At 72.7% G+C, this 24334-nt stretch carries 23 protein-coding genes; 15 read left to right on the forward strand and 8 right to left on the reverse strand.

What is annotated here, in order from left to right:
* Window positions 1–3: 3 nt before the first annotated feature.
* From ABT369_RS01715 to ABT369_RS01735, 5 genes are read left to right on the forward strand one after another with little or no spacing between them, the layout of a single operon-like run.
* Window positions 4–1251, forward strand: coding sequence for an acetyl-CoA acetyltransferase (locus tag ABT369_RS01715; protein WP_350609537.1), 1248 nt, complete (start codon window positions 4–6; stop codon window positions 1249–1251).
* Window positions 1252–1275: 24 nt separating this feature from the next.
* Window positions 1276–2799: a carotenoid oxygenase family protein gene (locus ABT369_RS01720; protein WP_350609539.1), complete on the forward strand. Its 1524-nt coding sequence runs from the start codon at window positions 1276–1278 to the stop codon at window positions 2797–2799.
* Window positions 2796–3752: a winged helix-turn-helix transcriptional regulator gene (locus ABT369_RS01725; RefSeq protein ID WP_350609541.1), complete on the forward strand. Its 957-nt coding sequence runs from the start codon at window positions 2796–2798 to the stop codon at window positions 3750–3752. Before ABT369_RS01720 ends, ABT369_RS01725 begins: the two co-directional genes overlap by 4 nt.
* A complete protein-coding gene (locus ABT369_RS01730) occupies window positions 3749–5023 on the forward strand; it encodes a class I adenylate-forming enzyme family protein (RefSeq protein WP_350609543.1) in 1275 nt (424 codons plus the stop codon). The genes ABT369_RS01725 and ABT369_RS01730 overlap by 4 nt, the downstream gene beginning before the upstream one ends.
* Entirely contained in the window at window positions 5016–5711 is a 696-nt protein-coding gene (locus tag ABT369_RS01735; RefSeq protein ID WP_350609545.1) for a VOC family protein, read from the forward strand. Before ABT369_RS01730 ends, ABT369_RS01735 begins: the two co-directional genes overlap by 8 nt.
* A 6-nt stretch (window positions 5712–5717) precedes the next feature.
* On the opposite strand, the gene ABT369_RS01740 is transcribed toward ABT369_RS01735, so the two are convergent.
* The 5 genes from ABT369_RS01740 to ABT369_RS01760 are packed head-to-tail and all read right to left on the reverse strand — an operon-like array spanning window position 5718 to window position 11043.
* The gene (locus ABT369_RS01740; RefSeq protein WP_350609547.1) at window positions 5718–7205 is read right to left on the reverse strand and encodes a long-chain-fatty-acid--CoA ligase; all 1488 of its coding nucleotides are present in this window, start codon (window positions 7203–7205) and stop codon (window positions 5718–5720) included.
* 35 nt (window positions 7206–7240) lie between these two features.
* On the reverse strand, window positions 7241–8272 hold the full coding sequence (locus ABT369_RS01745; protein ID WP_350609549.1) for an NAD(P)H-dependent amine dehydrogenase family protein: 1032 nt from the start codon (window positions 8270–8272) through the stop codon (window positions 7241–7243).
* Window positions 8273–9007, reverse strand: a complete 735-nt coding sequence (locus tag ABT369_RS01750) for an SDR family oxidoreductase (protein WP_350609551.1) — start codon at window positions 9005–9007, stop codon at window positions 8273–8275.
* Window positions 9004–9504 (reverse strand): nuclear transport factor 2 family protein, encoded by a 501-nt coding sequence (locus ABT369_RS01755; RefSeq protein ID WP_350609553.1) that lies wholly within the window; start codon window positions 9502–9504, stop codon window positions 9004–9006. Before ABT369_RS01755 ends, ABT369_RS01750 begins: the two co-directional genes overlap by 4 nt.
* Window positions 9505–11043, reverse strand: coding sequence for an AMP-binding protein (locus tag ABT369_RS01760; RefSeq protein ID WP_350609555.1), 1539 nt, complete (start codon window positions 11041–11043; stop codon window positions 9505–9507).
* 256 nt (window positions 11044–11299) lie between these two features.
* Between ABT369_RS01760 and ABT369_RS01765 the strand changes: the two genes are divergently transcribed.
* The 9 genes from ABT369_RS01765 to ABT369_RS01805 are packed head-to-tail and all read left to right on the forward strand — an operon-like array spanning window position 11300 to window position 20468.
* Window positions 11300–12025 (forward strand): ABC transporter ATP-binding protein, encoded by a 726-nt coding sequence (locus ABT369_RS01765; protein WP_350609557.1) that lies wholly within the window; start codon window positions 11300–11302, stop codon window positions 12023–12025.
* Entirely contained in the window at window positions 12022–12738 is a 717-nt protein-coding gene (locus ABT369_RS01770) for an ABC transporter ATP-binding protein (RefSeq protein ID WP_350609559.1), read from the forward strand. Before ABT369_RS01765 ends, ABT369_RS01770 begins: the two co-directional genes overlap by 4 nt.
* A gap of 12 nt (window positions 12739–12750) precedes the next feature.
* The gene (locus ABT369_RS01775; protein WP_350609561.1) at window positions 12751–13647 is read left to right on the forward strand and encodes a branched-chain amino acid ABC transporter permease; all 897 of its coding nucleotides are present in this window, start codon (window positions 12751–12753) and stop codon (window positions 13645–13647) included.
* Complete coding sequence (locus ABT369_RS01780; protein WP_350609563.1) at window positions 13647–14747, forward strand: branched-chain amino acid ABC transporter permease; 1101 nt, start codon at window positions 13647–13649, stop codon at window positions 14745–14747. The genes ABT369_RS01775 and ABT369_RS01780 overlap by 1 nt, the downstream gene beginning before the upstream one ends.
* Window positions 14692–15990, forward strand: a complete 1299-nt coding sequence (locus ABT369_RS01785; protein ID WP_350609565.1) for an ABC transporter substrate-binding protein — start codon at window positions 14692–14694, stop codon at window positions 15988–15990. Before ABT369_RS01780 ends, ABT369_RS01785 begins: the two co-directional genes overlap by 56 nt.
* A 17-nt stretch (window positions 15991–16007) precedes the next feature.
* Complete coding sequence (locus ABT369_RS01790; RefSeq protein WP_350609567.1) at window positions 16008–17684, forward strand: class I adenylate-forming enzyme family protein; 1677 nt, start codon at window positions 16008–16010, stop codon at window positions 17682–17684.
* Window positions 17681–18076 (forward strand): nuclear transport factor 2 family protein, encoded by a 396-nt coding sequence (locus ABT369_RS01795; protein ID WP_350609569.1) that lies wholly within the window; start codon window positions 17681–17683, stop codon window positions 18074–18076. Before ABT369_RS01790 ends, ABT369_RS01795 begins: the two co-directional genes overlap by 4 nt.
* Window positions 18073–19011, forward strand: a complete 939-nt coding sequence (locus ABT369_RS01800; protein WP_350609571.1) for an LLM class F420-dependent oxidoreductase — start codon at window positions 18073–18075, stop codon at window positions 19009–19011. The genes ABT369_RS01795 and ABT369_RS01800 overlap by 4 nt, the downstream gene beginning before the upstream one ends.
* Complete coding sequence (locus ABT369_RS01805; RefSeq protein WP_350609573.1) at window positions 19008–20468, forward strand: class I adenylate-forming enzyme family protein; 1461 nt, start codon at window positions 19008–19010, stop codon at window positions 20466–20468. The genes ABT369_RS01800 and ABT369_RS01805 overlap by 4 nt, the downstream gene beginning before the upstream one ends.
* Before the next feature lie 32 nt (window positions 20469–20500).
* On the opposite strand, the gene ABT369_RS01810 is transcribed toward ABT369_RS01805, so the two are convergent.
* Together ABT369_RS01810 and ABT369_RS01815 are read right to left on the reverse strand one after the other, a co-directional pair.
* Window positions 20501–21793 (reverse strand): amidohydrolase family protein, encoded by a 1293-nt coding sequence (locus tag ABT369_RS01810; RefSeq protein WP_350609575.1) that lies wholly within the window; start codon window positions 21791–21793, stop codon window positions 20501–20503.
* Complete coding sequence (locus tag ABT369_RS01815; protein WP_350609577.1) at window positions 21790–22995, reverse strand: trans-sulfuration enzyme family protein; 1206 nt, start codon at window positions 22993–22995, stop codon at window positions 21790–21792. The genes ABT369_RS01810 and ABT369_RS01815 overlap by 4 nt, the downstream gene beginning before the upstream one ends.
* Before the next feature lie 156 nt (window positions 22996–23151).
* On the opposite strand from ABT369_RS01815, the gene ABT369_RS01820 reads away from it, so the two are divergent.
* A complete protein-coding gene (locus ABT369_RS01820) occupies window positions 23152–23595 on the forward strand; it encodes an Lrp/AsnC family transcriptional regulator (RefSeq protein ID WP_350609579.1) in 444 nt (147 codons plus the stop codon).
* A gap of 36 nt (window positions 23596–23631) precedes the next feature.
* Here the strand turns inward: ABT369_RS01820 and ABT369_RS01825 are convergent, their stop codons facing one another.
* Window positions 23632–24312, reverse strand: coding sequence for an alpha/beta fold hydrolase (locus ABT369_RS01825; RefSeq protein ID WP_350609581.1), 681 nt, complete (start codon window positions 24310–24312; stop codon window positions 23632–23634).
* Window positions 24313–24334: the final 22 nt, after the last annotated feature.

Consider the following 24334-nt stretch of genomic DNA (forward strand, 5'->3'; position numbering starts at 1 on the left):
CTCATGGCCTTGACGGCACGGCCGGACACGTGGGTCGCAGGTGGCTTCCAGACCGACTTCGCCCGCAACTGGGCCCGGGCCGGGCACGGCTTCGCGGAGCTCTTCGCGGAGGTGACGACCGGGACGATCGACGCCTCCGGCATCGACCCGGCCGACATCGGGGTGATCCACGTCGGCAACGCCTTCGGTCAGCTCTTCACCGGCCAGGGGCAGCTCGGCGGCATGCCCGCCACCGTCGACGAGCGGCTCTGGGGCATCCCCGCCGCCCGCCACGAGGCCGCGTGCGCCTCCGGCGGCATCGCGGTGCTCGCCGCGATGGCCGACCTCGAGTCCGGCCGCTACGACGTCGCCCTGGTGCTCGGCGCCGAGCTCGAGCGCACCGTCCCCGGCGACCAGGCCGCCCGCAACCTCGGCGCCGCCGCCTGGGTCGGCCACGAGGGGCAGCAGGCCACGTTCATGTGGCCGTACATGTTCAGCGCCCTCGCCGACGAGTACGACAAGCGCTTCGGCCTCGACGACGCCCACCTGCGCGCGATCGGCCGGCTCGCCTTCGACAACGCCCGGGCCAACCCCAACGCCCAGACCCGCGGCTGGACCTTCACCGACGCGAGCTTCACCGACGACGACACGGCCAACCCGCCGGTCGAGGGGCGGCTGCGGCGCAACGACTGCAGCCAGGTCACCGACGGCGCCGCGGGCGTGGTGCTCGTCTCCGACCGCTACCTCGCGGCCCACCCGGACCTCGCCCGCCGGCCGCTCGCCCGGATCCTCGGCTGGGGGCACGCGACCGTCGGGCTGCCGCTGGAGCAGAAGCTGCGGCGCAGCGCCGACCAGCCGTACGTGCTGCCCCACGTGCGCCGGGCGGTGCTCGACGCGTTCGGGCGGGCCGGCATCGGCGGCGTCGAGAACCTCGACGGGATCGAGACCCACGACTGCTTCACGATGTCGCAGTACGCGGCGATCGACCACTTCGGCATCACCGCGCCCGGCGAGAGCTGGAAGGCGGTCGAGTCCGGCGATCTCGCCATCGGCGGCCGGATCCCGATGAACCCCGGCGGCGGCCTCATCGGCGGCGGCCACCCGGTCGGGGCCACCGGCGTGCGCATGCTCGCCGACGCCTACCGGCAGGTGACCGGCCAGGCCGGCGCCTACCAGGTGCCCGGCGCGCGCACCTTCGCCACCCTCAACATCGGCGGCAGCACCACGACGACGGTCAGCCTCGTGGTCGGCGCGTCCGGCACCGCCGAATAGCCTCTGCGAAGTAGGAGCCCTGCCATGGACGTCGAGCTCGTCGGTCACGCCCTGTCCACGCTGCCGGAGGACGACGACCACCCCTACCGCACCGGGCCGTGGCGGCCGCAGACCAGCGAGTGGCGCGCCGGCGACCTCACCGTGACCGGGGAGATCCCGGCCGACCTCGACGGCGTCTACCTGCGCAACACCGAGAACCCGGTGCACCCCGCGATCGCGGGCAAGTACCACCCGTTCGACGGCGACGGCATGATCCACGTGGTCGGCTTCCGCGACGGCAAGGCGTTCTACCGCAACCGCTTCGTGCGCACCGACGGTTTCCTCGCCGAGCAGGAGACCAAGGAGCCGCTGTGGGCCGGCCTCGCCGAGCCCCCGGCGAAGAGCCTGCGCGAGGGCCGGGGCGCCCGCGGCGGGCTCAAGGACTCCTCCAGCACCGACATCGTCGTGCACGCCGGGGTGGCCCTGTCGAGCTTCTACCAGTGCGGCGACCTGTACCGCCTCGACCCGCTCACCCTCGACACGCTCGGCAAGTCCACGTGGGGCGGGAAGTTCCCGTCGCAGTGGGGCGTCTCGGCCCATCCCAAGAGCGACGAGCACACCGGCGAGCTGCTGTTCTTCAACTACGGCAAGGAGGCGCCGTATCTGCACTACGGCGTCGTCGACGCGGCCAACCACCTCGTGCACTACATCGACGTGCCGCTGCCCGGCCCGCGCCTGCCGCACGACATGGCCTACACCGAGCACTACGCGATCCTCAACGACTGCCCGCTGTTCTGGGAGCCGGAGCTGCTGCGCCAAGGCGTCCACGCCGCCCGCTTCCACCCCGAGATGCCGCTGCGGATCGGGGTCGTGCCGCGCCGGGGCGGCTCGCAGGAGGTCCGCTGGTTCGAGGCGGACCCGACCTACGTGCTGCACTGGGTCAACGCCTACGAGGAGGGCGACGAGATCGTCCTCGACGGCTTCTTCCAGGACGACCCGGAGCCGCAGGACCGCGGCGACGGCTCCTACTATCAGCGCATGTTCCGCTTCCTCGCGCTCGACCGGATGCAGTCGCACCTGCACCGGTGGCGGCTCAACCTGGCCACCGGCCAGGTGCGCGAGGAGCGGCTGCGCGACACGGTCACCGAGTTCGGCATGATCAACGGGCGGCACGGGGGCCGGCGCAACCGGTACGCGTACGCCGCCACCGGCGTCGAGGGCTGGTTCCTATTCGACGGCGTCGTCAAGCACGACCTGGTCTCCGGGCACGACGAGGCCTACAAGTTCGGCGAGGGCGTCTTCGGCAGCGAGACCGCGATGGCGCCCCGGGTGGGCTCCGCCGCCGAGGACGACGGCTACCTGATCACGATCGTCACCGACATGAACCGCGACGCCTCCGAGTGCCTGGTGTTCGACGCGCGCCGGGTCGCCGACGGCCCGGTCGCGCGCGTCGCCCTGCCCGAGCGCGTCTCCAGCGGCACCCACGCCACCTGGGCCGCCGGCTCCTCGATCCCCGGGTGGGGCACCGCCGACACGATGGCCGCCGCGCTGCGGATGGGCCCTGCGTGACCGTCGAACATCCCGGGGACGCGCCCACCCAGCTGGAGGCGGGCGGGCAGAACGCGGTCGCGCACGCGCTCGGGCTCATCGGCGACGAGTGGACGCTGCTCATCCTGCGCTACGCGACCGCGGGCGTGCGGCGGTACAGCGACTATCTGGACCGGCTCCCGATCTCCAACTCGGTGCTGACCAACCGGCTCTCCCGGCTGGCCGAGGTCGGCATCCTGGAGAAGGTCGCCTACCAGCAGCGGCCGCCCCGGTTCGAGTACCGGCTGACCAAGCGCGGCCGCGACACCTGGCCGATCCTGCTGGCCATCTGGGCCTGGGAGGCCCGCTGGGTGGCGCAGCACGAGGAGCTGCTGCCGGTCATGCGCCACAGCCGGTGCGGCCAGCCGTTCCAGCCGCTGCTCATGTGCGCCGCCTGCGGCAAGCCGGTCGAGCCCCGCGACGTCACCGGCGGCTTCGGCCCGAGCGGCACCTGGGAGCGCAGCGTGCCCGCGGCCACCACCCGCCGCCGCTCCTTCGCCGGCAGTGGCGCCAGCCCCGGCCTGTTCCCGCAGACCATGGCCCTCATCGGCAACCGCTGGTCCTCGGCCCTGCTCGGTGCCGCGTTCCTGGGCGCGCACCGGTTCAAGGACTTCGAGCAGCGCCTCGGTGCCCCGCCGACGATGGTCGCCGACCGGCTGCGCACGTTCTGCGACCTCGGCGTGCTCGACCCGGCCCCCGGCACCGAGCGCGCCGACTGGCTCAGCTACCACCTCACCGCCAAGGGCCGCGCCTTCTTCCCGGTCGTCATGTGCACGCTGGACTGGGGGCACCGCTGGTTCAAGGCCCCCGAGGGGCGGGCGCTGGTCTACCGGCACACCGAGTGCCGGCGCATCTTCACCCCGCGGCTGGCGTGCGACCAGTGCCGCGAGCCCCTGCGCGGGGGCACTGACGTCTCCATCGAACGCACGTCATGAGCGCCGTGCTCTCGCTCATCGAGGCGAGTGTCGCCAAATTCCCGGACAAAACGGCTATTACGGGCGACGACGTCACCGTCACCTACGCCGAGCTGTGGCGGCGGTCCGAGGCGTTCGCGGTCCGCAAGGGTGAGCGTGTCGCCTACCGGGACCGCAACCGTACGGACTTCTGGGCGCTCTTCCTCGCGTGCCTGCGGGCCGGCGCGACCCTCGTGCCGATCAACTTCCGCCTGAGCGAGGACGAGGCCGGCTGGATCGCCGCGGACGCGGGCATCGGCGAGGTCTTCGACGACGCCCCCGTCATGATCATGTACTCCTCGGGCACGACCGGCCGCCCCAAGGGCGTCATCGTCGACGACGCCCAGCTGGCCTGGACGGTCGGCGCGTTCGGCGCCCTGTTCGAGGTCGACGAGCACGCGGTGAGCCTGGTCCCGACCCCGTACCACCACATCGCCGGCACCGGCTGGTCCCTGATCACCCTGGCCGCCGGCGGCACCATCGTGCAGAACGCCGAGCCCACCCCGGCGAGCATGTCCCGCCAGCTGGTCGGATACCGGGCCACCCACGCGGCGATGGTCCCGACGCTCATCCAGGCGCTCACCGACGCCCCGGCCGACTTCTCCGCCCTGAGCCACATCGTCTACGGCGGCGCCCCGATCACCCCCGCGCTCGTCGGGCGGGCCACCGAGGTCCTCGGCGCGCATTTCCACCAGTCGTACGGCCTGACCGAGACGACCGGCGTCGCCACGGTGCTCGACCCCGCGGAGCACCACGCGAACGGCCGCCTGACGTCGGTCGGCCGCCCCCTGCCGGGCCTGGAGGTGCGCGTCCGCGACGGCGAGGTGCTGGTCCGCGGCCCCTCGGTGACGCGCGGCTACTGGCGCGGCGAGTCCATCGCGGACGGATGGCTGCACACCGGCGACGGCGGCGCGTTCGACGCCGACGGCTACCTGTACCTGCGCGACCGCATCAAGGACATGATCGTCTCGGGCGGCGAGAACGTGTACCCGGCCGAGGTCGAGCGCGTCCTGGCCGGGCACCCGTGCGTGCTCGACGTGGCGGTGGTCGGCGTCCCCTCCGCGCGCTGGGGCGAGTCCCCGATCGCCGTGGTGGTCGCGACGGGCCCGGTGGACGACCTGATCCCGTGGTCCCGCGAGCGCCTGGCCCACTTCAAGTGCCCGGTGGCCGTCCACGTCGTGGATGCCCTGCCCCGCAACGCCTCCGGCAAAGTCCTCAAACGCCTACTCCGCGAGGAACACCGCAATGACTGACTGGGCACTGCTGCGCCAGGTCGTGCTGGCCACGAACGACATCACCGCCGACGCCCGCCTCCTGCGCGAGCACTACGGCCTGGGGGCGGGCTTCGCCGACCCGGAACTGGCCGCGATCGGCATGTCCGACGACACGATGGCCCTGGCTGCCGGCGCCTACCTGGAGCTGGTCGGCCCGCTGACCCCGGACGTGTCGATCGCGCGCTGGCTGGCCAGGCGCGGCCCCGGCGGCTACGCCCTGTCGGTCCAGCACAGCGACCCCCTGGCCGCCCGCGACCGCGCCCTGTCCCTGGGCGTGCGGGTGGTCGCCGACCAGCTCGTGATGGGCCACCCGATCGTGCAGTTCCACCCGGCCGACGTCGGGCTGCTGCTGGAGCTGGACGGCATCGAGGACCGTGACGCGTGGTTCTGGGACGGGATGGGCGTGGACCCCTCGCCGCACGCCCTGATCGACGACGTGGTGGCCGTCGACGTGCCGGCGCAGGACCCCGAGGCCACCGTCAAGCAGTGGTCGCAGATCCTGGGCTACGACGCGGCCGCGCCGGACACGATCGACCTGGGCGGCCGGGCCGTCCGCTTCCACCCGGCGGCCGAGCTCCCGCGGTGGACGGTGACGCTGCTGCGCTCCGAGCGCGGCGCCGCCCTGCGCGACGAGAGCCTGCTCGGCGTCCGCTTCCGGTACCGCTGACGCGGATCAGGCGGCGTAGGTCGCGCGCAGGGCGTGCTTGAGCAGCTTGCCCGAGGCGTTGCGCGGCAGGGCGTCGACCACGTGGACGGCGACCGGGCACTTGAAGTGGGCCAGGCGCTCGCGGCACCAGGCGATCACCTCGGCCCCGTCGGGGGTCCGGCCGGTGCGCGCGACGACCACGGCCACCGGGGACTCGCCCCAGCGGTCGGAGGGGACGCCCACCACGGCCACCTCGGCCAGATCGGGGTGGCCGGTCAGGACGCTCTCGACCTCGGCCGGGTACACGTTCTCGCCCCCGGAGACGATCATGTCCTTGATGCGGTCGTGGAGGTACAGGTAGCCGTCCGCGTCGAAGGAGCCGCCGTCGCCGGTGCGCACCCAGCCGTCCACGATCGTCTCGGCCGTCGCCGCGGGGTTGCGCCAGTAGCCGCGCATCACGTGCCCGCCGCCGATCAGGACCTCGCCGCGCTCCCCGGCGGGCAGGTCCGCCAGCGTCACCGGGTCCACGACGCGCACCCCGACCCCCGGCATCGGGCGGCCCACCGAGCGCAGGCGGGGCTCCTTCGCGGGCTCGTCCGGCAGGTGGTCCTCGGGCCAGAGCACGGTGACGCCGCCCGTCGACTCCGTCAGGCCGTACGACTGCAGGAACTTGCAGCCGAAGACCTCCGTCGCCGAACGGATCACCGGCAGCGGGATCGGCATCGCGCCGTAGACCAGGTAGCGCAGGGCCGACCAGTCCGCCGAGTGGGTGCGCGGGAGGTTCAGCAGGGTCTGCAGGATCGTCGGGACCACCGCCGCGTGGGACACCCGGCGCTCGCAGAGCAGGGTGATCAGCGCGTCCGGACCGGCGGCGGTCTCCAGCAGCAGGGCGGCGCCGTTGAGGTTGGCCACGAGGGCCAGGCCCAGGCCGGAGATGTGGAAGTAGGGGATGGGGGCCATCGCCACCGAGGTGGTCGTCAGCTCCATGTCGTAGTGCATGGTGGCCAGCGCCTGGCCCAGGTTGTCGCCGCTGAGCATGATGCCCTTCGGGCGGCCCGTCGTGCCCGAGGTGTAGAAGATGACCGCGGTGTCGTCCGGGCCCACGGGGACGCGCGGGTCGACGGCCTCCACTGTGGACAGCCATGCCTCGTACCGCTCGCCCGTGCGGACCGTCCGTACCTCCGCCGCCACGTCGGAGTCGGTGATCAGCACGGCCGGGGAGGCGTCGGCCAGGATCGCCGCGATCTCCGGCGGGGCCAGGCGGTTGTTGACGGCCGTGGCGATCGCGCCGGCCTTCGTCGCGCCGTAGAGGACCTCCAGGAACTCCGGGGCGTTCGCGCCGATGTAGGCCACCCGGTCGCCCGGTCCGACCCCGGCCGCGATCAGGGCCTGCGCCACCCGGTTCGAGCGCTCGTCCAGGGCGCCGAACGTCGTGGTGCGATGCGGCTCGATGACGGCGGTCAGATCCGGGGTCGCGGCCGCCCGGCGGCGGATGACGTCGGCGACACTGTCCACTCTGGACCCGTCGGCGTGGCGCGCGAAGATCGCCCTCACCGCGACCAGGCCCCGAAGACCGAGAAGTCCAGGATGCCGGGCGGGGCGGCCAGCACGAGCGGGATGGCGCGGATGACCGGGCCCGCCGTCACGTACTGGGCCGCGGTCGTGCGCACGCCCGGCTCGTCCGGCTCGACGAGGTTCAGCGTCATGACGACCTCGGGCTTGCCGTAGAGGTGGATCGTCCAGTGGTCGCGCCCGGCGTAGCGGGGCCGGGCCGGGTCCATGGTCCAGATGATCGCGAGCGTCACGAACCGCTCGCCGGCCACGATGCCGTGCCAGCGCCACTCGGTCGCCACCACCGTGCCCTCGCGGATGACGCCGGCCGCGACCGTCAGATCCTCGGCGGCCGTCTCGAGGTGATGGTCGGGCTCGATCCGGTCGTACCGCACCCCCATCGCGTCGCCCATGAAGCGCAGGGTCTCGGCGTACAACTCGCCGAACAGCACCGGCAGGGTGCCGCCGGCGAGGTCGACGGCCGCGGGGTCGCCACCCATGCCCATGACGTTGAAGACGAAGTCCGGGTCGGGCATGGCGCTCGCGTCGAGCACCTCGTCGATCTCGATCCGGTCGAGGCGCACCGCGACCCCGCTCAGCGCCAGCGCGAGCCGCTCGCCGATGACCCCGGGGCTGATGCCGACGCCGAAGAGCGTGGTGCCGCCCTCCGCGCACGCCCGCTCGAACCTCGCCCGGCGCCCGGGCTCGGGGTAGTGGTGCCCCGCGGTGGTGATGACGTTCTTGCCCGAGCGCAGCAGGCGGCAGATGTCCTCGTCGTGCTCGCCGTAGTCGAGGCGCAGGCGCGGTGCGTGGATGACGACGTCGGCGTCGAGCGCCAGGATCCGCTCGATGTCGCGGGTCGCGACGACGCCGGTGGCCGGGCGGCGGGCGATGTCGCCGGCGTCGCGGCCGGCCTTGCGCTCGCCGTACACGTACAGCCCGGCGAGCTCGAGGTCCGGCGAGTCCAGGATCGCCCGCAGGGTGGTCTTGCCGATGGCGCCGGTGGCCCACTGGACGACGCGGGTGGCCATCTAGTCGCGCCCGGTCCGCAGTACCGCCTTGTGGATCAGGCGCCCGAGGCCGCGCTCGTAGCGGACCGGGTCGCGGGCCAGCCGGGCCCGGGCGTCGACGGCCATCCAGTCGGTGTCGGCGGTCAGCTCGCCCTTCGCCGCCGCCTTGAGGCCGGCCTTGGCGATGTCGCGCGGGTCCTCCTTGTGGCCGTCGACGTGATCCGACATGCGGGTGGCGACCGAGCCGACGATGAGCGCGGTGACCTTCGTGCCCTGCGGCTCCAGCTCGGCGCGTGTGATGCCGGAGAGGAACAGGGCGGCGGCCTTGGCGGGGGAGTACCCGCCCATGAACGCCGTCGGCACGATCGCGGCCACGGAGAGCACGTTGATGATCTGGCCGCCGCCGTTGGCCCCGAGCACCGGCGCGAACGCGCGCGTCATGGCGAGGGTGCCGAAGTAGTTGATCTCCATCTCGCGCCGGGCGGCGTCGGGGTCGGCGGTCAGCACCAGCCGCTGGTTGGTGAACAGCCCGGCGTTGTTGACCAGCAGGTTCACGTCGGCGCAGCGGTTCGCGGCCGCGGCGACCTGCGCCGGGTCCGTGATGTCCAGCTCGACCGGGACGGCGCCGGAGGTCGTGACCGCGTCCGGGTCGCGGCTGCCGGCGTAGACGCGGGCGCCCTGCTCCAGCAGCTCCTCGACGAACGCCAGGCCGATGCCGCGGTTGGCGCCCGTCACGAGCGCGACGACCTCGCTCATGACGCGTACACCGGGTCGTTCGGGAACTTGGCGCCGCGGTGCAGCACCGCGGGGTCGGGGACGAGCATGCCGAAGATCCAGCCTTCCGTGCGATCCATGTCGTGGTTCCACTCCCACACCAGCCGCCGGTGCCGGATGCCCCAGCGGCCGCCGACCCGCTCGAACACGTCGAGCATCCGGGCCACGGTCAGCGTGTCGCCGGGCTTCACCCGGGCGAACGCGGTCACGTAGCACTCGACCTCGGCCCGGTCGCCGTCGAGCTCGATGAGCACGTTGGAGATCACGTGGGTGGTGATGGACCTCGGGTGCGTCAGCGTGCGCTCGATGCTGTCGACGTACGCGTCCGCAGGCCCGGTGTAGACCCCGCCGTGCTCCTCCACGGCGCCCGGGAGATAGCAGGCGCGCAGGGCGTCGAGGTCGCCGCGGTCGACGGCCCGCATGTAGCGCGTCAGGATCTCGGAGATCTCCTGCTTGTCCAGCAAGTCTTGAAGCGACACTCAGCCGACCCTTCGTTCGTGGCCTTCCCACAGCGGCTCGCGCAGCACGCGCCGCAGGACCTTTCCGGATGCGTTGCGCGGCAGCGCGTCCACGAAGCGGACCGCGACCGGGCACTTGTAGTGGGCGAGTCGGTCGCGGACCCAGCCGATGAGCGCCGCCTCGGTGAGCTCGCTGCCGGGCTCGCGCACGACGACGGCGACCGGGGACTCGCCCCACCGGGCCGACGGCGCGCTGACGACCGCGACCTCGGCGACCTCGTCGTGGGCCTGCAGCGCGCGCTCGACCTCCGCCGGGTACACGTTCTCGCCGCCGGACACGATCATGTCCTTGGCCCGGTCGACCAGGTAGAGGTACCCCTCGGCGTCGAGCCGGCCCACGTCGCCGGTGCGCATCCAGCCGTCGCCGGGCAGCGTGTAGGCCGTCTCGTCGGGCCGCTGCCAGTAGCCGGCCATCACCTGCGCCGAGCGGATGAGCACCTCGCCGGGCTCGCCGGCGGGCACGTCCTCGAGCGTGCCGGGGGCCACCACGCGCAGCTCGCTGCTCGGGTCGGGCCGGCCGCAGGAGCGCAGGAGGCCGGGCTCGTCGCGGGCCCGCTCGTGGTCCTCGGGGCTCAGGAACGTGGCGCCGCCGGAGACCTCGGTGAGCCCGTAGGACTGCTCCATGGCGGCGCCGAGGCGCTTGGTGGCCTCGACGAGCACCTGGGCGGAGATGGGGGCGGAGCCGTACAGGATCAGGCGCAGGCTGCTCAGGTCGGCCTCGTCGAGCCCGGGGCTGCGCAGCACCACGTCGATGAGCACGGGCACGAGCACCGCCACCCGCACCCGCTCACCGGCGATCATGCCGAGCAGGGCCTGCGGGGCGGCGTCGCGCACCTGGGCCAGGATCGCGCCCTGGCGCAGGCTGTGCACGGCCCAGGCGAAGCCGAGGACGTGGAAGTAGGGCGAGACGTTCAGCGAGGCGTCGCCCGGGTCGAGCTGCCACCGGCGCCGGGCCACGTCCAGCATCGAGTGCAGGTTGCGGTTGCGGATCATGACGCCCTTGGGCAGGCCCGTCGTGCCGGAGGAGTACAGCAGCACGGCGAGGTCGTCCGGATCTGTGACGACGCCCGGGTCCTGTTCCGGCTGCGCGTCCAGCCAGGCCTCATAGTCGCCGTCGAGATCGTCGCCGTCGAGCACCAGGGTCCGGATGCCGGCGTCCCGGACGAGCTCGGCCTGGGCGGCCTCGGCGAACAGCAGCACCGCGCCGGAGTCGGCCAGCACCGCGGTGAGCTCGGGGCCGGCGAGGCGGAAGTTCAGCGGGACGGGCACGGCGCCCGCCTTGGAGATCCCGGCGACGATGTCCAGCACGTCGGTCCGGTTGAGGCCCGCGTAGGCGACCCGGTCGCCGCGCCGCACGCCGGAGGCGACGAGTCCGGCGGCGACCCGGCTGGAGCGGCGGTCGATCTCGGCGAAGGTGGCGGCACGGCCCTGTCCGGCGACGGCCGGGGCGTCGGGGTGCTGCCTCGCGGCGTCGCGCACGACCTCGGCGATGGAGAACATCGTTGACCTCCAAACGAACCCGTACAGTGTCCACACGCTACAACTAGGAGAGTGACTTGCACAGGGGGCCGGTGGTCGAAATATTTCTGAACCGTTTCTGGATGGTTGCCCCGCGCCGAGTTGAGCATCGTGACCTGCAACGACGCGGAGCAATCACGGCAGCCCATTGACGGGTCACTCCGACTGTTGTAGTAACACGAGTAGCACTGTCAATTGAAGTAAGCGGTGGTCCCCTCGGAGTGGAGGTGCCTGGCCGGTGTCGGTTGCAGCGTTGGACGTGCGCGACGTCCGGATTCGGTTCGGCGGTGTCACCGCCCTCGACGGCATCAGCCTGACCGTCGCCCCCGGCGAGATCTGCGGCCTCATCGGGCCCAACGGCGCCGGCAAGACGACCCTGTTCAACTGCATCACGCGCATCTACCGGCCGGACTCGGGCACCGTGCGCTTCGGCGAGCGCGACCTGCTGGCCGTGCCCCGGCACCGCATCGTGCGGCACGGCATCGCGCGGACGTTCCAGAACCTCGCGCTCTTCGGCTCGCTCAGCGTGCTCGAGAACACCGTCGCCGGGGCCCACGTGCGCCGCGGCCGGCACCGCGCCCTGCGGGCCGAGGCCTACGGCATCCTGGCCGCGCTCGGGCTCACCGACGTCGCCCACCACCCGGCGCAGGGGCTGCCCTTCGGCACCCTCAAACGCGTCGAGCTGGCCCGGGCCCTGGCCGCGCGGCCCAGCCTGCTGCTGCTGGACGAGCCCGCGGGCGGGCTGACCCACGCCGAGGTGCGCGACCTGGGCGAGCTGATCCGGCGGATTCGGGACCGGTACGAGCTCTCGGCCCTCCTCGTGGAGCACCACATGGGACTCGTGATGGGCATCTGCGACCACGTCGTCGCGATGGACTCCGGACGCAAGATCGCCGACGGCGCACCGGAAGCGGTGCGCCGCGACGAGACCGTGGCCGCCGCCTACCTGGGGCGGGCGGCATGAGCGACCTGCTGCACGTCGAGGGGCTCGTCGCCGGCTACGGCCAGGCGCAGGTGCTGCACGGCGTCGACCTCACCGTCGGCGCGGGCGAGGTCGTGGTCGTGCTCGGCGCCAACGGGGCCGGCAAGACCACCCTCATGCGGGCCATCGCCGGCCTGCTGCCCAGCCGCGGCGCGATCGCGTTCGGCGGGCAGCCGCTGGGCGGGCGGCGGCCCGAGGCCGTGGTCGCGCGCGGGGTCAGCCTCGTGCCGCAGGGCCGCGGCACCTTCACCGCCCTGACCGTCCACGAGAACCTGCGCGTCGGCGCCGCGGTGCGCGGCAAGGACAAGGACGGCATCGCCGCCGACATCGAGCACTGGTACGAGGTCTTCCCGGTGCTGAGGGCGAGGGCGAAGCAGGTCGCGGGCACGCTGTCCGGCGGCGAGCAGCAGATGCTCGCCGTCGCCCGCGCGCTCATGAGCCGCCCGAAGCTGCTGCTGTGCGACGAGATCAGCCTGGGCCTCGCCCCGAAGATCGTCGCCGAGCTGTTCGCCGTGCTGCGGAAGATCAACGACGAGGACGGGACCGCGCTGCTGCTCGTGGAGCAGAACGCCGAGCTCGCCCTCGACCTCGCGGGCCGCGCCTATCTGCTGGAGGTCGGCCGCGTCGCCGGACAGGGCCCCGCCGCCGAGTTCCGCGACAACGACGCCGTCCGCCGCGCCTACCTCGGGTACTAGGGGAGGAACACCGTGTCGCTCCTGCTCGACCGGCTCTTCGACGGCATCACGAACGGGTGCGTGTACGCCATCATGGCCCTCGCCCTCGTGATCGTCTTCCGGGGCTCGGGCACCATCAACTTCGCCCAGGGCGAGCTCGCCCTCTTCACCACCTACGTCGCCTGGTGGCTCAGCACCCTCGGCGCGCCGATCTGGGCCGGGCTCGTCGTGGCCACCGTCGTCGGGCTCGTGCTCGGGGCGGGGATCGAGCGCACGCTGATCCGCCCGGTGCGCCGCCGCAACGACATGGCCGTGCTCATCGTGTGCCTGGGGTTGTTCACCGCGCTGAACGCCTTGGCCGGGCTGATCTGGAACTCCGAGTCCAAGGTGATGCCGAGCGTCTTTCCCAACGGGCTCGAGGACTACCTGAGCATCGGCGGGGCGCGGCTGTACTTCGACGGCCTCGGCGTCTGGCTCGTCGTCCTCGTGGTCGTCGGCCTGATGTTCCTGCTGTTCAACCGGACCAGGCTCGGGCTGCACATGCGGGCCGTGGCCAACGCGCCCGAGTCGGCCGCCCTCAGCGGCGTGCGCACGGGCCGGGTGCTCATGTTCGGCTGGGGCGTCTCGGGCGCGATCGGCGCCGTCGCCGGCGTGCTCGTCACCCCGCTCTCGCCGCAGCAGCTGGGGCTGCAGACGATGTTCCCGATCCTCATCTACGCCTCGGCCGCGGCACTCTTCGGCGGCCTCGACAGCCCGGTCGGCGCCGTCGTCGGCGGCCTGGTCCTGGGCGTCCTGCAACAGCTCATCATGGGCTACGTCGGGTTCATCGGTGACACGCTGCCGCAGACCGCGGCGCTGAGCATCATCGTCGCCGTGCTCGTGCTGCGCCCCAACGGACTCTTCGGCACCCGTCAGCTGGAGCGCGTGTGATGCGAACGCCGATCGTGCTGGCCCGCGGCTCCTGGCCGCACCGCGCCGCCCTGCTGGTGCTCGCCGGCCTGGTGATCCTCGCGCTGCTGTGGGCCTCCGGGCTCGCCCAGTTCCGCGTCTCCCAGCTCACCAGCGTGTTCATCTACGCGATCGCGATCAGCGGGCTCAACCTGGCCACCGGGTACACCGGCCTGCTGTCCATCGGGCACAGCGCGTTCTTCGGGCTGGGCGCCTACACCACCGGGATCCTCGTCATGCGGTACAACCTGGACCCGCTCTCGACCATCCTGCCCGCGGTGCTGCTGTGCTTCGTGGTGGGCTTCGTCATCGGCCTGCCCGCCCTGCGCATCCGGGGCCTGTACCTCGCCCTGGTCACCCTCGCCGTCGGCGTCGCCTTCCCGGAGCTGGTGCGCCGCTTCGAGTCGCTCACCGGCGGCGCCCGGGGCCTGGTCATCCGCCGGCGCCTGCTCAACCCGCCGCCGTGGAGCGGCTTCGGCCCCGGCGAGCGCGCCGAGTGGCTCTTCTGGCTCAGCGCCGTCACCCTCGGCGCGGTCCTGCTCCTGGTGCACCTGCTGGTGCGCAGCCGCGCGGGCCTGGCGATGGTCGCCACCCGCGACAACGAGATCGCGGCGGCCGCCTCCGGCGTGCGCGTCGCCGCCGTCAAGACGACGGTCTTCGGGCTCTCCGGCGCCGTCACGGGCCTCGCCGGGTGCCTCTTCGCGATGTACCTCGCCGCCCTCTCCCCGGACGGCTCCTTCACCCTGCTCAAGTCCATCGAGTTCATCACCGGTCTGGTCATCGGCGGCGCCGCGACCCGCCTCGGCCCGCTCGTCGGGGCGTTCGCCGTCGTCTACATCCCCTACCTGACCGCCAACCTCAACCCCGCCAACGTCAGCCAGGGCCAGCTCTCCGGCGTGCTCTTCGGCGTCGTGCTGATCCTGATCATCTTCCTGATGCCCGACGGCATCGTCGGCGGCCTCAGCCGCTTGAGCGGCCGCCTGCTCCAGGTGCACACCCCCACCCCGCTGGTGCAAGAGGAGAACCATGAAGCGTCCACTGTGTCTGATAGCCGCGACCTTACTGCTCGCGGCGTGCAGTAACGCCAACTCCGGCGACGATCCGGCGCCTGCCGCCAGCGGTGGATCGGCCGCCGCCGGAGCCTGGAAGGCCCCCGTCGAGAACTGCGACGACCCGGCCGCCGCCACCAAGCAGATCACCGGCACGCTCAAGGTCGGCTGGTCCGCCGCGCTCTCCGGCCCCCTCGCCGGGGCCGTCGGGGCGGTGCTGCAGGGCATGAAGGACCGCTTCGCCGTGGAGAACGCGGCCGGCGGCGTCGGCGGCGTCAAGCTCGAGGTCGTCACCCGCGACGACGCGTTCGACCCCGCGAAGGCCAAGGCGAACGTCGGGCAGCTGATCCAGAGCGACAAGGTCGACGTGCTCGACGTGTTCGGCTCCGGCCAGCTCGACGCGGTCGCCGACGACCAGAACGCGGCCTGCGTCCCGCTGCTGTTCGCGCAGTCCGGGGTGCCGACCTTCCGCGACGTCAAGAACTTCCCCTGGACGACGCAGTACCTCCCGTCGGCCGACGTCGAGACCGCGTTCGACGTGGAGCTGCTCAAGAAGAAGTACCCCAACGGGGCCAAGGTGGCCATCGCCGCCAACCAGACCGAGTCCGGCAAGGGCCTCGCCGACGGCTTCAAGAAGGCGCTGCAGGGCACCAACCTCGAGCTGGTCAAGGAGGTCTCGCTGGCCGACCCGGCCGCGGCCGCCACGACGCTGAGCGCCAGCGGCGCCCAGGTGCTCTTCGACGCCGGCGTCACGACCGACTGCCCGGCGCTGTCCATCGCGGTCGGCCGCAGCGGCTGGAAGCCCGACACGTTCATCCAGCCGTCCAACTGCGTCGACGGCAACACGCTCTACAAGCCGGCCGGCGCCGCGGCCGACGGGCAGCTCGTCCCGGTGTGGCTCAAGAACCCCGCCAGCGACCTGTACGCCTCCGACCCCGGCATGACCGACTACCTCGCGAAGCTCAAGGCCCAGAACAACCCCGCGCCCACGAACAGCTACACGGTCAACGGCTGGGTCATCGGCGACCTCATGGTCGACGTGTTCAAGAAGGCCGCGGCCTCTCCCTCGAAGCTGTCGCATGCGGGCATCATGGAGGCGGCGCGCACGCAGGAGTACCAGCCGCCGATGTTCATCGACGGGATCAAGTGGCGGATGGCCCCGTCGGCCCCGCTGGGCATCCTGGCGTTCCGCCCGTTCCAGTGGGACGCGACCGGGGTGGCGTTCAAGCCGTTCGGCGACGTCATCGACATCTCCAGCAAGTACATCACCAAATAGTCGAAGGGGGTTCGGGCATGCCGGGACGCACACTGCACCCGCCCGAGCGCGTGGCGGAGTACACCGCGCGCGGCTGGTGGTCGCAGGACACCATGGATGCACTGCTGCGGGCGCAGGTCGCCCGGCAGCCCGACCGGCTCGCCGTCGTCGACCCGGCCAACAAGGCCGCGCTCGTCGGCTCCGAGCCGCGCCGCCTCACCTGGGCCGAGCTGGACCGCGAGACCGACCGCCTGGCCGCGGTGCTGCTGTCCCTGGGCGCGGAGCCGGGCGACGTCTTCGCGGTCCAGCTCCCCAACACCGTGGAGCTCGTCGTCGCCTACCTGGCCGCCTGGCGGATCGGCCTCATCGTCACGCCGTTCCCCGTGCAGTTCCGCTCGCACGAGATCACGTCGATGGCGGAACTGGCCTCGGTCAAGTTCTTCCTGACGTCCTCGCGCATCGGCGACCGGGCACACGCGGCCGAAGTCGCCGGCTACGGGATTCAGGGGCCGGTCCTGTCCCACGGCGAAGACCTCCCCGACGGCGTGCTGCCGGCCGACGCGCTGATGGCCGCCGCCGACGTGTCCACAGTGGACGTGTACGAGGCCGACCCGAACGAGTGCGTGACGATCTGCTGGACGTCCGGCACGGAGAGCACCCCGAAGGGCGTCCCGCGCTGCCACTACGACTGGCTCGCGATCTGCTGGGCCACCGTCGAGGCGCCCCGCCTCACCGAGGACGACGTGCTGCTCAACCCGTTCCCCATGGTGAACATGGCCGGCATCAACGGCATGTTCCTGCCCTGGCTGCGGGTCGGCTGCGTCCTGGTGCAGCACCACCCGTTCGACCTGCCGACGTTCCTGGGACAGATCACCACCGAGCGGGCCACGTACACCGTCGCCCCGCCGGCCCTGCTCACCCTGCTGCTGCAGCGCACCGAGCTGCTGGCCGCCGCCGACCTGGGCAGCCTCAAGCAGATCGGGTCCGGCTCGGTGCCGCTGCAGCCGCCGATGGTCCGCGGCTGGCAGGAGCGCTACGACATCGGGATCATCAACTTCTTCGGGTCGAACGAGGGCATCTCGCTGCTCACCGACCCGCACGACGTGCCCGACCCGGAGCAGCGCGCCCGCTTCTTCCCGCGCTACGGCGTGCCGGGCTACACCTGGAGCTCCCGCGTCACCGAGTGGACCAGCGTCCGGCTCGTCGACCCGGCGACCGGCGAGGAGGTCACCGAGCCCGGGGTCCCCGGCGAGCTGCGGCTGAAGGGCCCCACCGTCTTCGCGGGGTACCTGCACGGCGAGCGCCTCCCGAGCCCGTTCGACGAGGAGGGGTACCTGCGCACCGGCGACGTGTTCGTCATCGCGGGGGAGGACGGGCAGTTCCTGGAGTACGTCGACCGGGCCAAGGACCTCGTGATCCGGGGCGGGATGAACATCGCCCCGGCCGAGCTGGAGGGGCTCATCGCCGAGCACCCGGCCGTGGCCGACGTGGCCGTGATCGGCTACCCCGACGAGGTGCTCGGCGAGCGGGTCTGCGCCGTCGTGGTGCTCCGCGACGGCCAGGAGCTCGACCTGCCCGGGCTCGTGCGGTTCCTGCAGGACAAGCGGATCGCCTCGTACAAGCTGCCCGAACGACTCGACGTGCGCCCGGCCCTGCCCCGCAACCCGGTCGGCAAGGTCCTCAAACGACAGCTGCGTGAGGAGGTGAACGCGTGACCGCCCCCCTGGACGTTGCGCGTGACATGATCGACGCCTGGAACCGGATGGACTGGGACCGCGTCGTGGCCCTGTTCGCCGAGGACGGCGTGCTGCACAGCGTGATGCAGGAGCCGATCGTCGGCCGGCCCGGCATCGAGACCCGCATCCGCTCGCTGACCGCCGGGCTGGAGCGCATCGAGCTGCGGGTGAAGGCGATGGGCGTCATCGACGGCCGCGTCTTCATCGAGCGCGTCGACGACTTCGACATCCACGGGCACCACGTGGAGCTGCCGGTCGTGGGGATCCTGCGCATCGGCTCCTCCGGGCTGGTGACGGAGTGGCTGGAGTACTACGACCGCGCCTCCATGATGCGCGGCATGGGGCTCCCGGCGGATTTCAGCCACTCGTGAGCATCGAGATCTCCCTCGGCCTGTGGCAGGACCGCCCGGCGGCCGAGGCGCTGGACACCGCGCGGCTCGCCGGCGAGCACGGCTTCCCGGCCGTGTGGATCGGCGAGATGGCCACCTACGACGCGTTCGCGCTCGCGACCGCCGCCGGGCCGCTGCTGCCGGCCGCGACCCGCCTGGTGCTCGGCCCGTTCGCGGTCGCCGTGCGCGACCCGATGATGGTGGCGATGGGCGCGGCCTCGGTCGCGGCGCTGACCGGCCGCGCCGTCTCGGTCGCGCTGGGCACCTCCAGCCCCGTGGTCGTCGAGCAGTGGCACGGCCGCTCCCGGGCCGGCTCCGCGCGGGCGCTCGACGAGTCCGCCCGGGCTGTCAAGGCGCTCCTCGCCGGGGAGCGGGTGCGGGGGTACCGTCTGCGCCTGCCCCCGGTCCCCGGCGAGCTCGTCGTCGCCGCCTTCGGCCCGCGCGCGGTCGCCACCGCGGCCCGGCACGCGGACCGGATGGTGCTCAACCTGCTCGACCCGCCCACCGCCGGCGACCTCGTCGCCCGGCTGGCCGCGGCCGCGGACGGTCCCCGTCCGCGGGTGGCCGCGTGGGCGCCGGCCGCGATCGGCACCGACCTCGCGGCCGCGTACGAGCAGCTGCGCCGGGGCGTCGTGGGCTACCTGGCCGCGCCCGGGTACTGCGACATGTTCGTCCGCGCCGGCTTCGGCGACGTGGTCGAGTTCGCCCGCACCGGCCCGCACCCGCGGGACCTGCTGGCCGCGATCCCCACCGAGCTGGTCGACGCGATCGGCGTGGTGGGCACGCCCGCCGACGCGGCGAAGCGGGTCGCCGAGTACCACGCGAACGGCGTCGACGACGTCGTGCTGGTGCCGTCGTCCACCGACGCGGATCCGGCCGGGGCCGCGACCCTGGCCGCCGCGCGGGAGCTCCTGTGACGCCGGGAATGCTGCTGCTCAGCGTCGCGCGGCGGATTCCGGGCCGGGTCGCCGTGCGGGCCGGGGGCACCGAGCGCACGTACGGCGACCTGTTCGACAACGCGGCCCGGTTCGCCGGCGCCCTCACCGCGCACGGCCTGAGCGCCGGCGACCGGGTCGCGCTGATGACGGAGAACCGGATCGAGGCCCTGGAGTGCTACCTCGGCTGCCTGCTGGGCGGCTACACGGCGGTCCACGTGAACGACCGCCTGGCGCTGCCCGAGGTCCAGTCCATCGTGGACGATGCCGGGGCGGCCGCCTTCGTCGCCTACGGCCGGTCGGTCACCGCGCCCGTGGTCCTGGAGCCGGTCTTCGACGCCGCGCCCATCGGCCCGCGCCTGGTCCCGCCGACGGCCCCGGCGATCATCGGCTACACGAGCGGCACCACGGGCACCCCCAAGGGCGTCGTGATCACGCAGGAGAACCTGAACCGGATCATCCTGCACATGCCGGTCCACGACGGCCTGCGCCCCGGCAGCCGCTGCGCCTTCACCGGCTCGTTCTCCTTCGTGGCCGGCATCTGGGGCGTCATGCTGCCGCACCTGTACCTCGGCGGCGAGCTCTCGTTCATGGCCGGCCTGCCCCCGGCCGAGTGGATCGACCGCATGATCCGCGAGCGCTCGAACTTCACCTACGTGCCGTCGCCGCTCGCGCCCGCGTTCATCGAGGAGGTACGCCGGCGGCCCGAGGTGCTCGAGTCCCTGACGGGCGTGCTGCACTCGGCCTCGGCGATGCGCCCCGACGTCATGCGCGAACTCGTCGCCGTCATCGGCGACCGCTTCGTGGAGACCTGGGGCATGACGGAGACGGGCGCCCCGGTCACCACGACGGTCCCCGCCGACTGGACCACGTCCTGCGAGGCCGACGACATCTACGCCTCGGCGGGCCGCCCGGCCAACATCGCCTCCGTCCGCGTCGTGGACCCCTCCGGCGCGCCGCTGCCGCCGGGGGAGGAGGGCGAGCTGCTGGTCCAGTCGGAGACCCTCTTCGCCGGCTACTACCGCCGCCCCGACGAGACCGCCGCGGCCCTGCGCGACGGCTGGCTGCACACCGGCGACATCGGCCGCGTCGACCAGGCCGGCTACGTCTACATCACCGACCGCCTGAAGGACATGATCGTGACCGGCGGCATGAACGTCTACCCGGCCGAGGTCGAGCAGGCCCTGTCCCGCATGCCGGGCGTGGCCGAGGTCGCGGTCTTCGGCGCCCCGGACGAGCGCTGGGGCGAGACGGTGGTCGCGGCGGTGGTCCGCGCCCCCGGCCACACCTTCGACGACCAGCTGGTGATCGACTGGTCACGCCGCCACCTGGCGTCGTACAAGAAGCCGACCGCGGTCATGTTCCTGGACGCCCTGCCGCGCAACGCCGCCCTGAAGGTCCCCAAGCCCCGCCTGCGGGAGCTGTACGCCCGGCGCTGACACCCCGCCCACCGCGCCGGCGCGCCGGGTGGCTAGGTCCGGGGACGCCACGTGCCGTCGAGCGGAATGCCGGCGACTGACGCGATACGGTCGCGTGATTCGAGCAGCCGGGCCCGCAGCGCCGGCAGGTCCACGTTCACCAGCGCGCCGTCGCGCTTGACCACGCGGCCGGCGACGAGCACCGTGTCGACCAGGCCGGGATGACCAGCGGCCACGATCGCGCCCACCGGGTTGCCGGCCGGGAACACCGTCAGGTCGTCGGCGCGCAGCAGGATCAGGTCGGCGTCCTTGCCGGGTGTGATGCTGCCCGTCCGGGCGGCGAGCCCGCACGCCCGGGCACCGTCGACGGTGGCGAACTCCAGCACGTCGCGCGAGCGCAGGCCGCCGTCGAGGCCGCGCTGCACCACGAATGCGGTCCGCATGGTGGCGAACATGTCGCCGCCGGCCGACGGGCAGTCGTCGGTGGACAGCGTCGGGCGCAGGCCGGCGGCGAGCATCCGGCCGGTCTCCGGCCAGCCGATGCCCATCTTCAGCTCGACATCCGGGCTGATCGACACCGAGCTGCCGGCGTCGGCGAGCATCCGCAGCTGCTCGTCGCTGATCCCGTTGGCGTGCACGAAGGTGGTGGTGTCGAACAGCAGGCCGTGGTCGCGGAGCCCGGCGATCGGGCGGCCGCCGGCGCCGCCGGTCTCGATGTGCACGCTGGTCCGGAGCCCGAGCTCGGCGGCCAGTCGCAGGTCGTCGGCGACGATGTCCATGGTGGTCATCTCGGGCCCGCGGAGCCCGAGCGCCATGGTGAGCAGGCCGTCTCCGGGCACCGCCGAGCGGACCCGCCGCACCTCGGCGTCGATCGGGTCGTCGGTGCGGAACCCGGCGCCGTAGCAGAAGACCGACCGTCCGGGCGCGTCCCGCAGCGCCGCGACGGCGGCGTCGGCGTGTGCGGGGCTCTGCACGCAGTGGAACCAGTCCAGCATCGTGGTGACGCCGGAGTGCAGCGCCTCCAGCCGGCCGAGCAGGTTGCCCAGGTAGACGTCCTCGGGCCGGTAGTGGGGCTTCAACGTGCCGTGTACCGCCGCCAGGTACTCGGCGAACGTCCAGTCCGCGCCGATGCTGCGGAACGCCGTCTGCCAGGTGTGCCGGTGGGTGTCGACGAAGCCGGGAAGCACGATGCGGTCGGTCGCGTCGATCACCTCGGCGTCGGTGACGTCGATCCGCTCGGCCACCTCGACGATCACGCCGTCCTCGATGAGGACGTCGCCGCGGCCGAGATCGCCGACGGCCGGGTCCATGCCGACCACCGTGCCGCCGGTGAGCAGGGTCCTCATCGGGTGGGTCCCGACACCGTCGCCGGGTCCGCGGCGAGCACCGCGTCGGCCGCGGCGAGCGCGTCGGCGACCAGGTCGGCCGTGTCCTCCGTGCCGGCGGCCAACCGGACCAGGCCCGGCGCCACCCCCGAGCCGGCAAGCTGCTCCTCGCTGAGCATTCCGCGCCACATCGAGGCCGGATGCACGGCGAGCGACTCCACGCCGCCGAGGCTGGCCGACCGGCGGGCGTAGCGCAGCCGGCCGAGGAAGCTGTCGGCCGCCTCGAAACCGCCGGCGAGCTCGATCCCGAGCACCCCGCCGAATCCGCTCATCTGGCTGGCCGCCAACGCGTGCTGTGGGTGCGTCGTCAGGCCGGGGTAGTGCACCCGGGCCACCGCCGGGTGGTCGTGCAACGCCTCGGCCAGGGCCTGACCGTTGGCGTTGTGCCGGGCCATCCGCAGCGGCAGCGTGCGGAGGCCGCGCAGCAGCAGCCACGCGTCGAACGGGCCGAGCACGGCACCGGTGAGCACGGCGACGTCCCAGATCCGGTTCAGGGTCTCGGCCGGTCCGGCCACCACCCCGGCGGACACGTCGCTGTGGCCGTTGAGGTACTTGGTCGCGCTGTGCCAGACCAGATCGATGCCGAAGTCCGCCGGCCGCTGGTTGACCGCGGTGGCGAAGGTGTTGTCCGCCATCGTCAGCACGCCGTGCGCGCGGGCCAGGTCCGCGACGGCGCGCAGGTCGGTGACCTGCAGCAGCGGGTTGCTCGGCGATTCCACCAGGATCAGGCGGGTCTGCGGGGTCAGCGCACGCTCGAACGCCTCCGCGTCGGTCTGGTCCACCTGCGTGATCGACACGCCCAGCCGCGGCAACAGGTTCAGCAGCACCGCCGCCGTGCCGCCGTAGGTCGAGCGCTGCCCGATCACGTGGTCACCGGCGGACACCAGGGCCAGTACGGCGGTGGTGAGGGCGGCCATGCCGGACGCGGTGACCATGGCCGCCTCGGTGTGCTCCAGCTCCGCGACCACGGCCGCGACCTGCGCGTGGTTCGGGTTGCCGTAGCGGGTGTAGAAGCCGTGGCCGCGCGGGTGGACGGCGGCCCGCGCGAACTGCTCCGCGTCCTCGGCCCAGAACGCCGCCGTCTGGTAGATGGGTGGTGCGACGGCGCGGCCGGCCTGGACGCCGCGGTCGGCGTGAATGGCGATCGTACTGCTGCCCGACATGGATTCCCCCTCCGTGGACCGCCGGATGTGACGCCATGGAGCATGACCGGCCGCAGCGCCGACGCCCACGAGTCCGGGCAACTTTGGCAGCAAGTTGCGCCCGGTTCGCGGCACGTGATTGTGCTACCTGCGGTGGCACGGCAATAATCTGCCACCATGGACGAGGTCGACCGGGCGATTCTGGCCGTGCTGGAACAGCACGGCCGGATCAGCAACGCCGAACTCGCCGCCCGGGTCGGCCTGTCGCCGTCGCCGTGCCTGCGGCGCGTGCGCCGGCTGGAGGAGACCGGGGTGATCCGCGGCTACCGGGCACTGGTCGATCCCGCCGCCGTCGGCCGCGGCCTGCGGGTGTTCGCCGGCGTCCGGCTGGTGCGGCACGCGCGCGCCGATGTGGTCGCGTTCGAGCGTGCGGTCACCCGGCTGCCCGAGGTGGTGCACAGCCACCATGTCACCGGCAACTACGACTACCTGCTCCAGGTCGAGGTCGCCGACCTGCCCGCCTACGAGGACTTCCACGCCAACCGGTTGGCCGGCCTGCCCGGCGTGGCCATGGTGACCAGCTACGTCACCATGAAGACACTCACTCCCGGCACTGCGTGATCGACCGCGCCCCGCAGGCTGTGCGCCCGCAGGCGGTCAGCGGGCGGCCTGCTTGATCAGGTCGGCCACCGCAGCGGGCTGGGAGACGTAGACGGCGTGGCTGCCGGCCACCTCGACGACGGTGCAGCCGGCGCGTTCGGACATCGCGCGCTGGGCCGGTGGCGGGATCATGCGGTCGTCGGTGGCGACCAGGTACCAGCTCGGCTTGCTGCGCCAAGCGGGTTCGTTGACGGCGCCGGCGAGGGCGTCGACGCCCCAGGGGACCTGGGCGTCGGCCAGGAACTGGGCCTGGGCTGCCGGGAGGTCGCCGGCGAAGGAGGCGTGGAACTTGTCACGGTCGAGGAAGAGAAACCCATCGACGGGAGGCAGGATCGGCGGGACCGGGGCTCCCGGCGGCGGGTCGGCGATCAGGGTGTTCACCGATTCGCCCTTGTCGGGCGCGAACGCGGCGATGTAGACGAGCGCGGCCACGTTCGGGTGGGTGCCCGCCTCGCTGATCACGGCACCGCCGTACGAATGACCGACGAGGACCGTGGGGCCGTCCTGCCGGTCGAGGACCATGCGGGTTGCCTCGGCGTCGCCCTGCAGCGACAGGGTGGGGTTCTGCACGACGCTGACCCGGTATCCGTCCTGCTTGAGCAGGTCGTAGACCGGCTGCCAGCCGGATCCGTCGACGAAACCGCCGTGCACCAGCACGACGTTGGTAACAGCACTCACGACGTTCACTCCTCGCGTGGTG

Origin of the sequence: Dactylosporangium sp. NPDC000244 (genome assembly GCF_040300725.1) — a bacterium.
GTDB lineage: Bacteria > Actinomycetota > Actinomycetes > Mycobacteriales > Micromonosporaceae > Dactylosporangium.

Excerpts from the sequence above, each read along its gene's own strand:
- ABT369_RS01785 (WP_350609565.1), top strand. The coding sequence starts at position 14,692 with ATGAAGCGTCCACTGTGTCTGATAGCCGCGACCTTACTGCTCGCGGCG.
- ABT369_RS01780 (WP_350609563.1), top strand. The coding sequence starts at position 13,647 with ATGCGAACGCCGATCGTGCTGGCCCGCGGCTCCTGGCCGCACCGCGCC.
- ABT369_RS01820 (WP_350609579.1), top strand. The coding sequence starts at position 23,152 with ATGGACGAGGTCGACCGGGCGATTCTGGCCGTGCTGGAACAGCACGGC.
- ABT369_RS01750 (WP_350609551.1), bottom strand. The coding sequence starts at position 9,007 with ATGAGCGAGGTCGTCGCGCTCGTGACGGGCGCCAACCGCGGCATCGGC.
- ABT369_RS01715 (WP_350609537.1), top strand. The coding sequence starts at position 4 with ATGGCCTTGACGGCACGGCCGGACACGTGGGTCGCAGGTGGCTTCCAG.
- ABT369_RS01810 (WP_350609575.1), bottom strand. The coding sequence starts at position 21,793 with ATGAGGACCCTGCTCACCGGCGGCACGGTGGTCGGCATGGACCCGGCC.
- ABT369_RS01790 (WP_350609567.1), top strand. The coding sequence starts at position 16,008 with ATGCCGGGACGCACACTGCACCCGCCCGAGCGCGTGGCGGAGTACACC.
- ABT369_RS01730 (WP_350609543.1), top strand. The coding sequence starts at position 3,749 with ATGAGCGCCGTGCTCTCGCTCATCGAGGCGAGTGTCGCCAAATTCCCG.
- ABT369_RS01720 (WP_350609539.1), top strand. The coding sequence starts at position 1,276 with ATGGACGTCGAGCTCGTCGGTCACGCCCTGTCCACGCTGCCGGAGGAC.
- ABT369_RS01735 (WP_350609545.1), top strand. The coding sequence starts at position 5,016 with ATGACTGACTGGGCACTGCTGCGCCAGGTCGTGCTGGCCACGAACGAC.
- ABT369_RS01760 (WP_350609555.1), bottom strand. The coding sequence starts at position 11,043 with ATGTTCTCCATCGCCGAGGTCGTGCGCGACGCCGCGAGGCAGCACCCC.
- ABT369_RS01770 (WP_350609559.1), top strand. The coding sequence starts at position 12,022 with ATGAGCGACCTGCTGCACGTCGAGGGGCTCGTCGCCGGCTACGGCCAG.
- ABT369_RS01745 (WP_350609549.1), bottom strand. The coding sequence starts at position 8,272 with ATGGCCACCCGCGTCGTCCAGTGGGCCACCGGCGCCATCGGCAAGACC.
- ABT369_RS01815 (WP_350609577.1), bottom strand. The coding sequence starts at position 22,995 with ATGTCGGGCAGCAGTACGATCGCCATTCACGCCGACCGCGGCGTCCAG.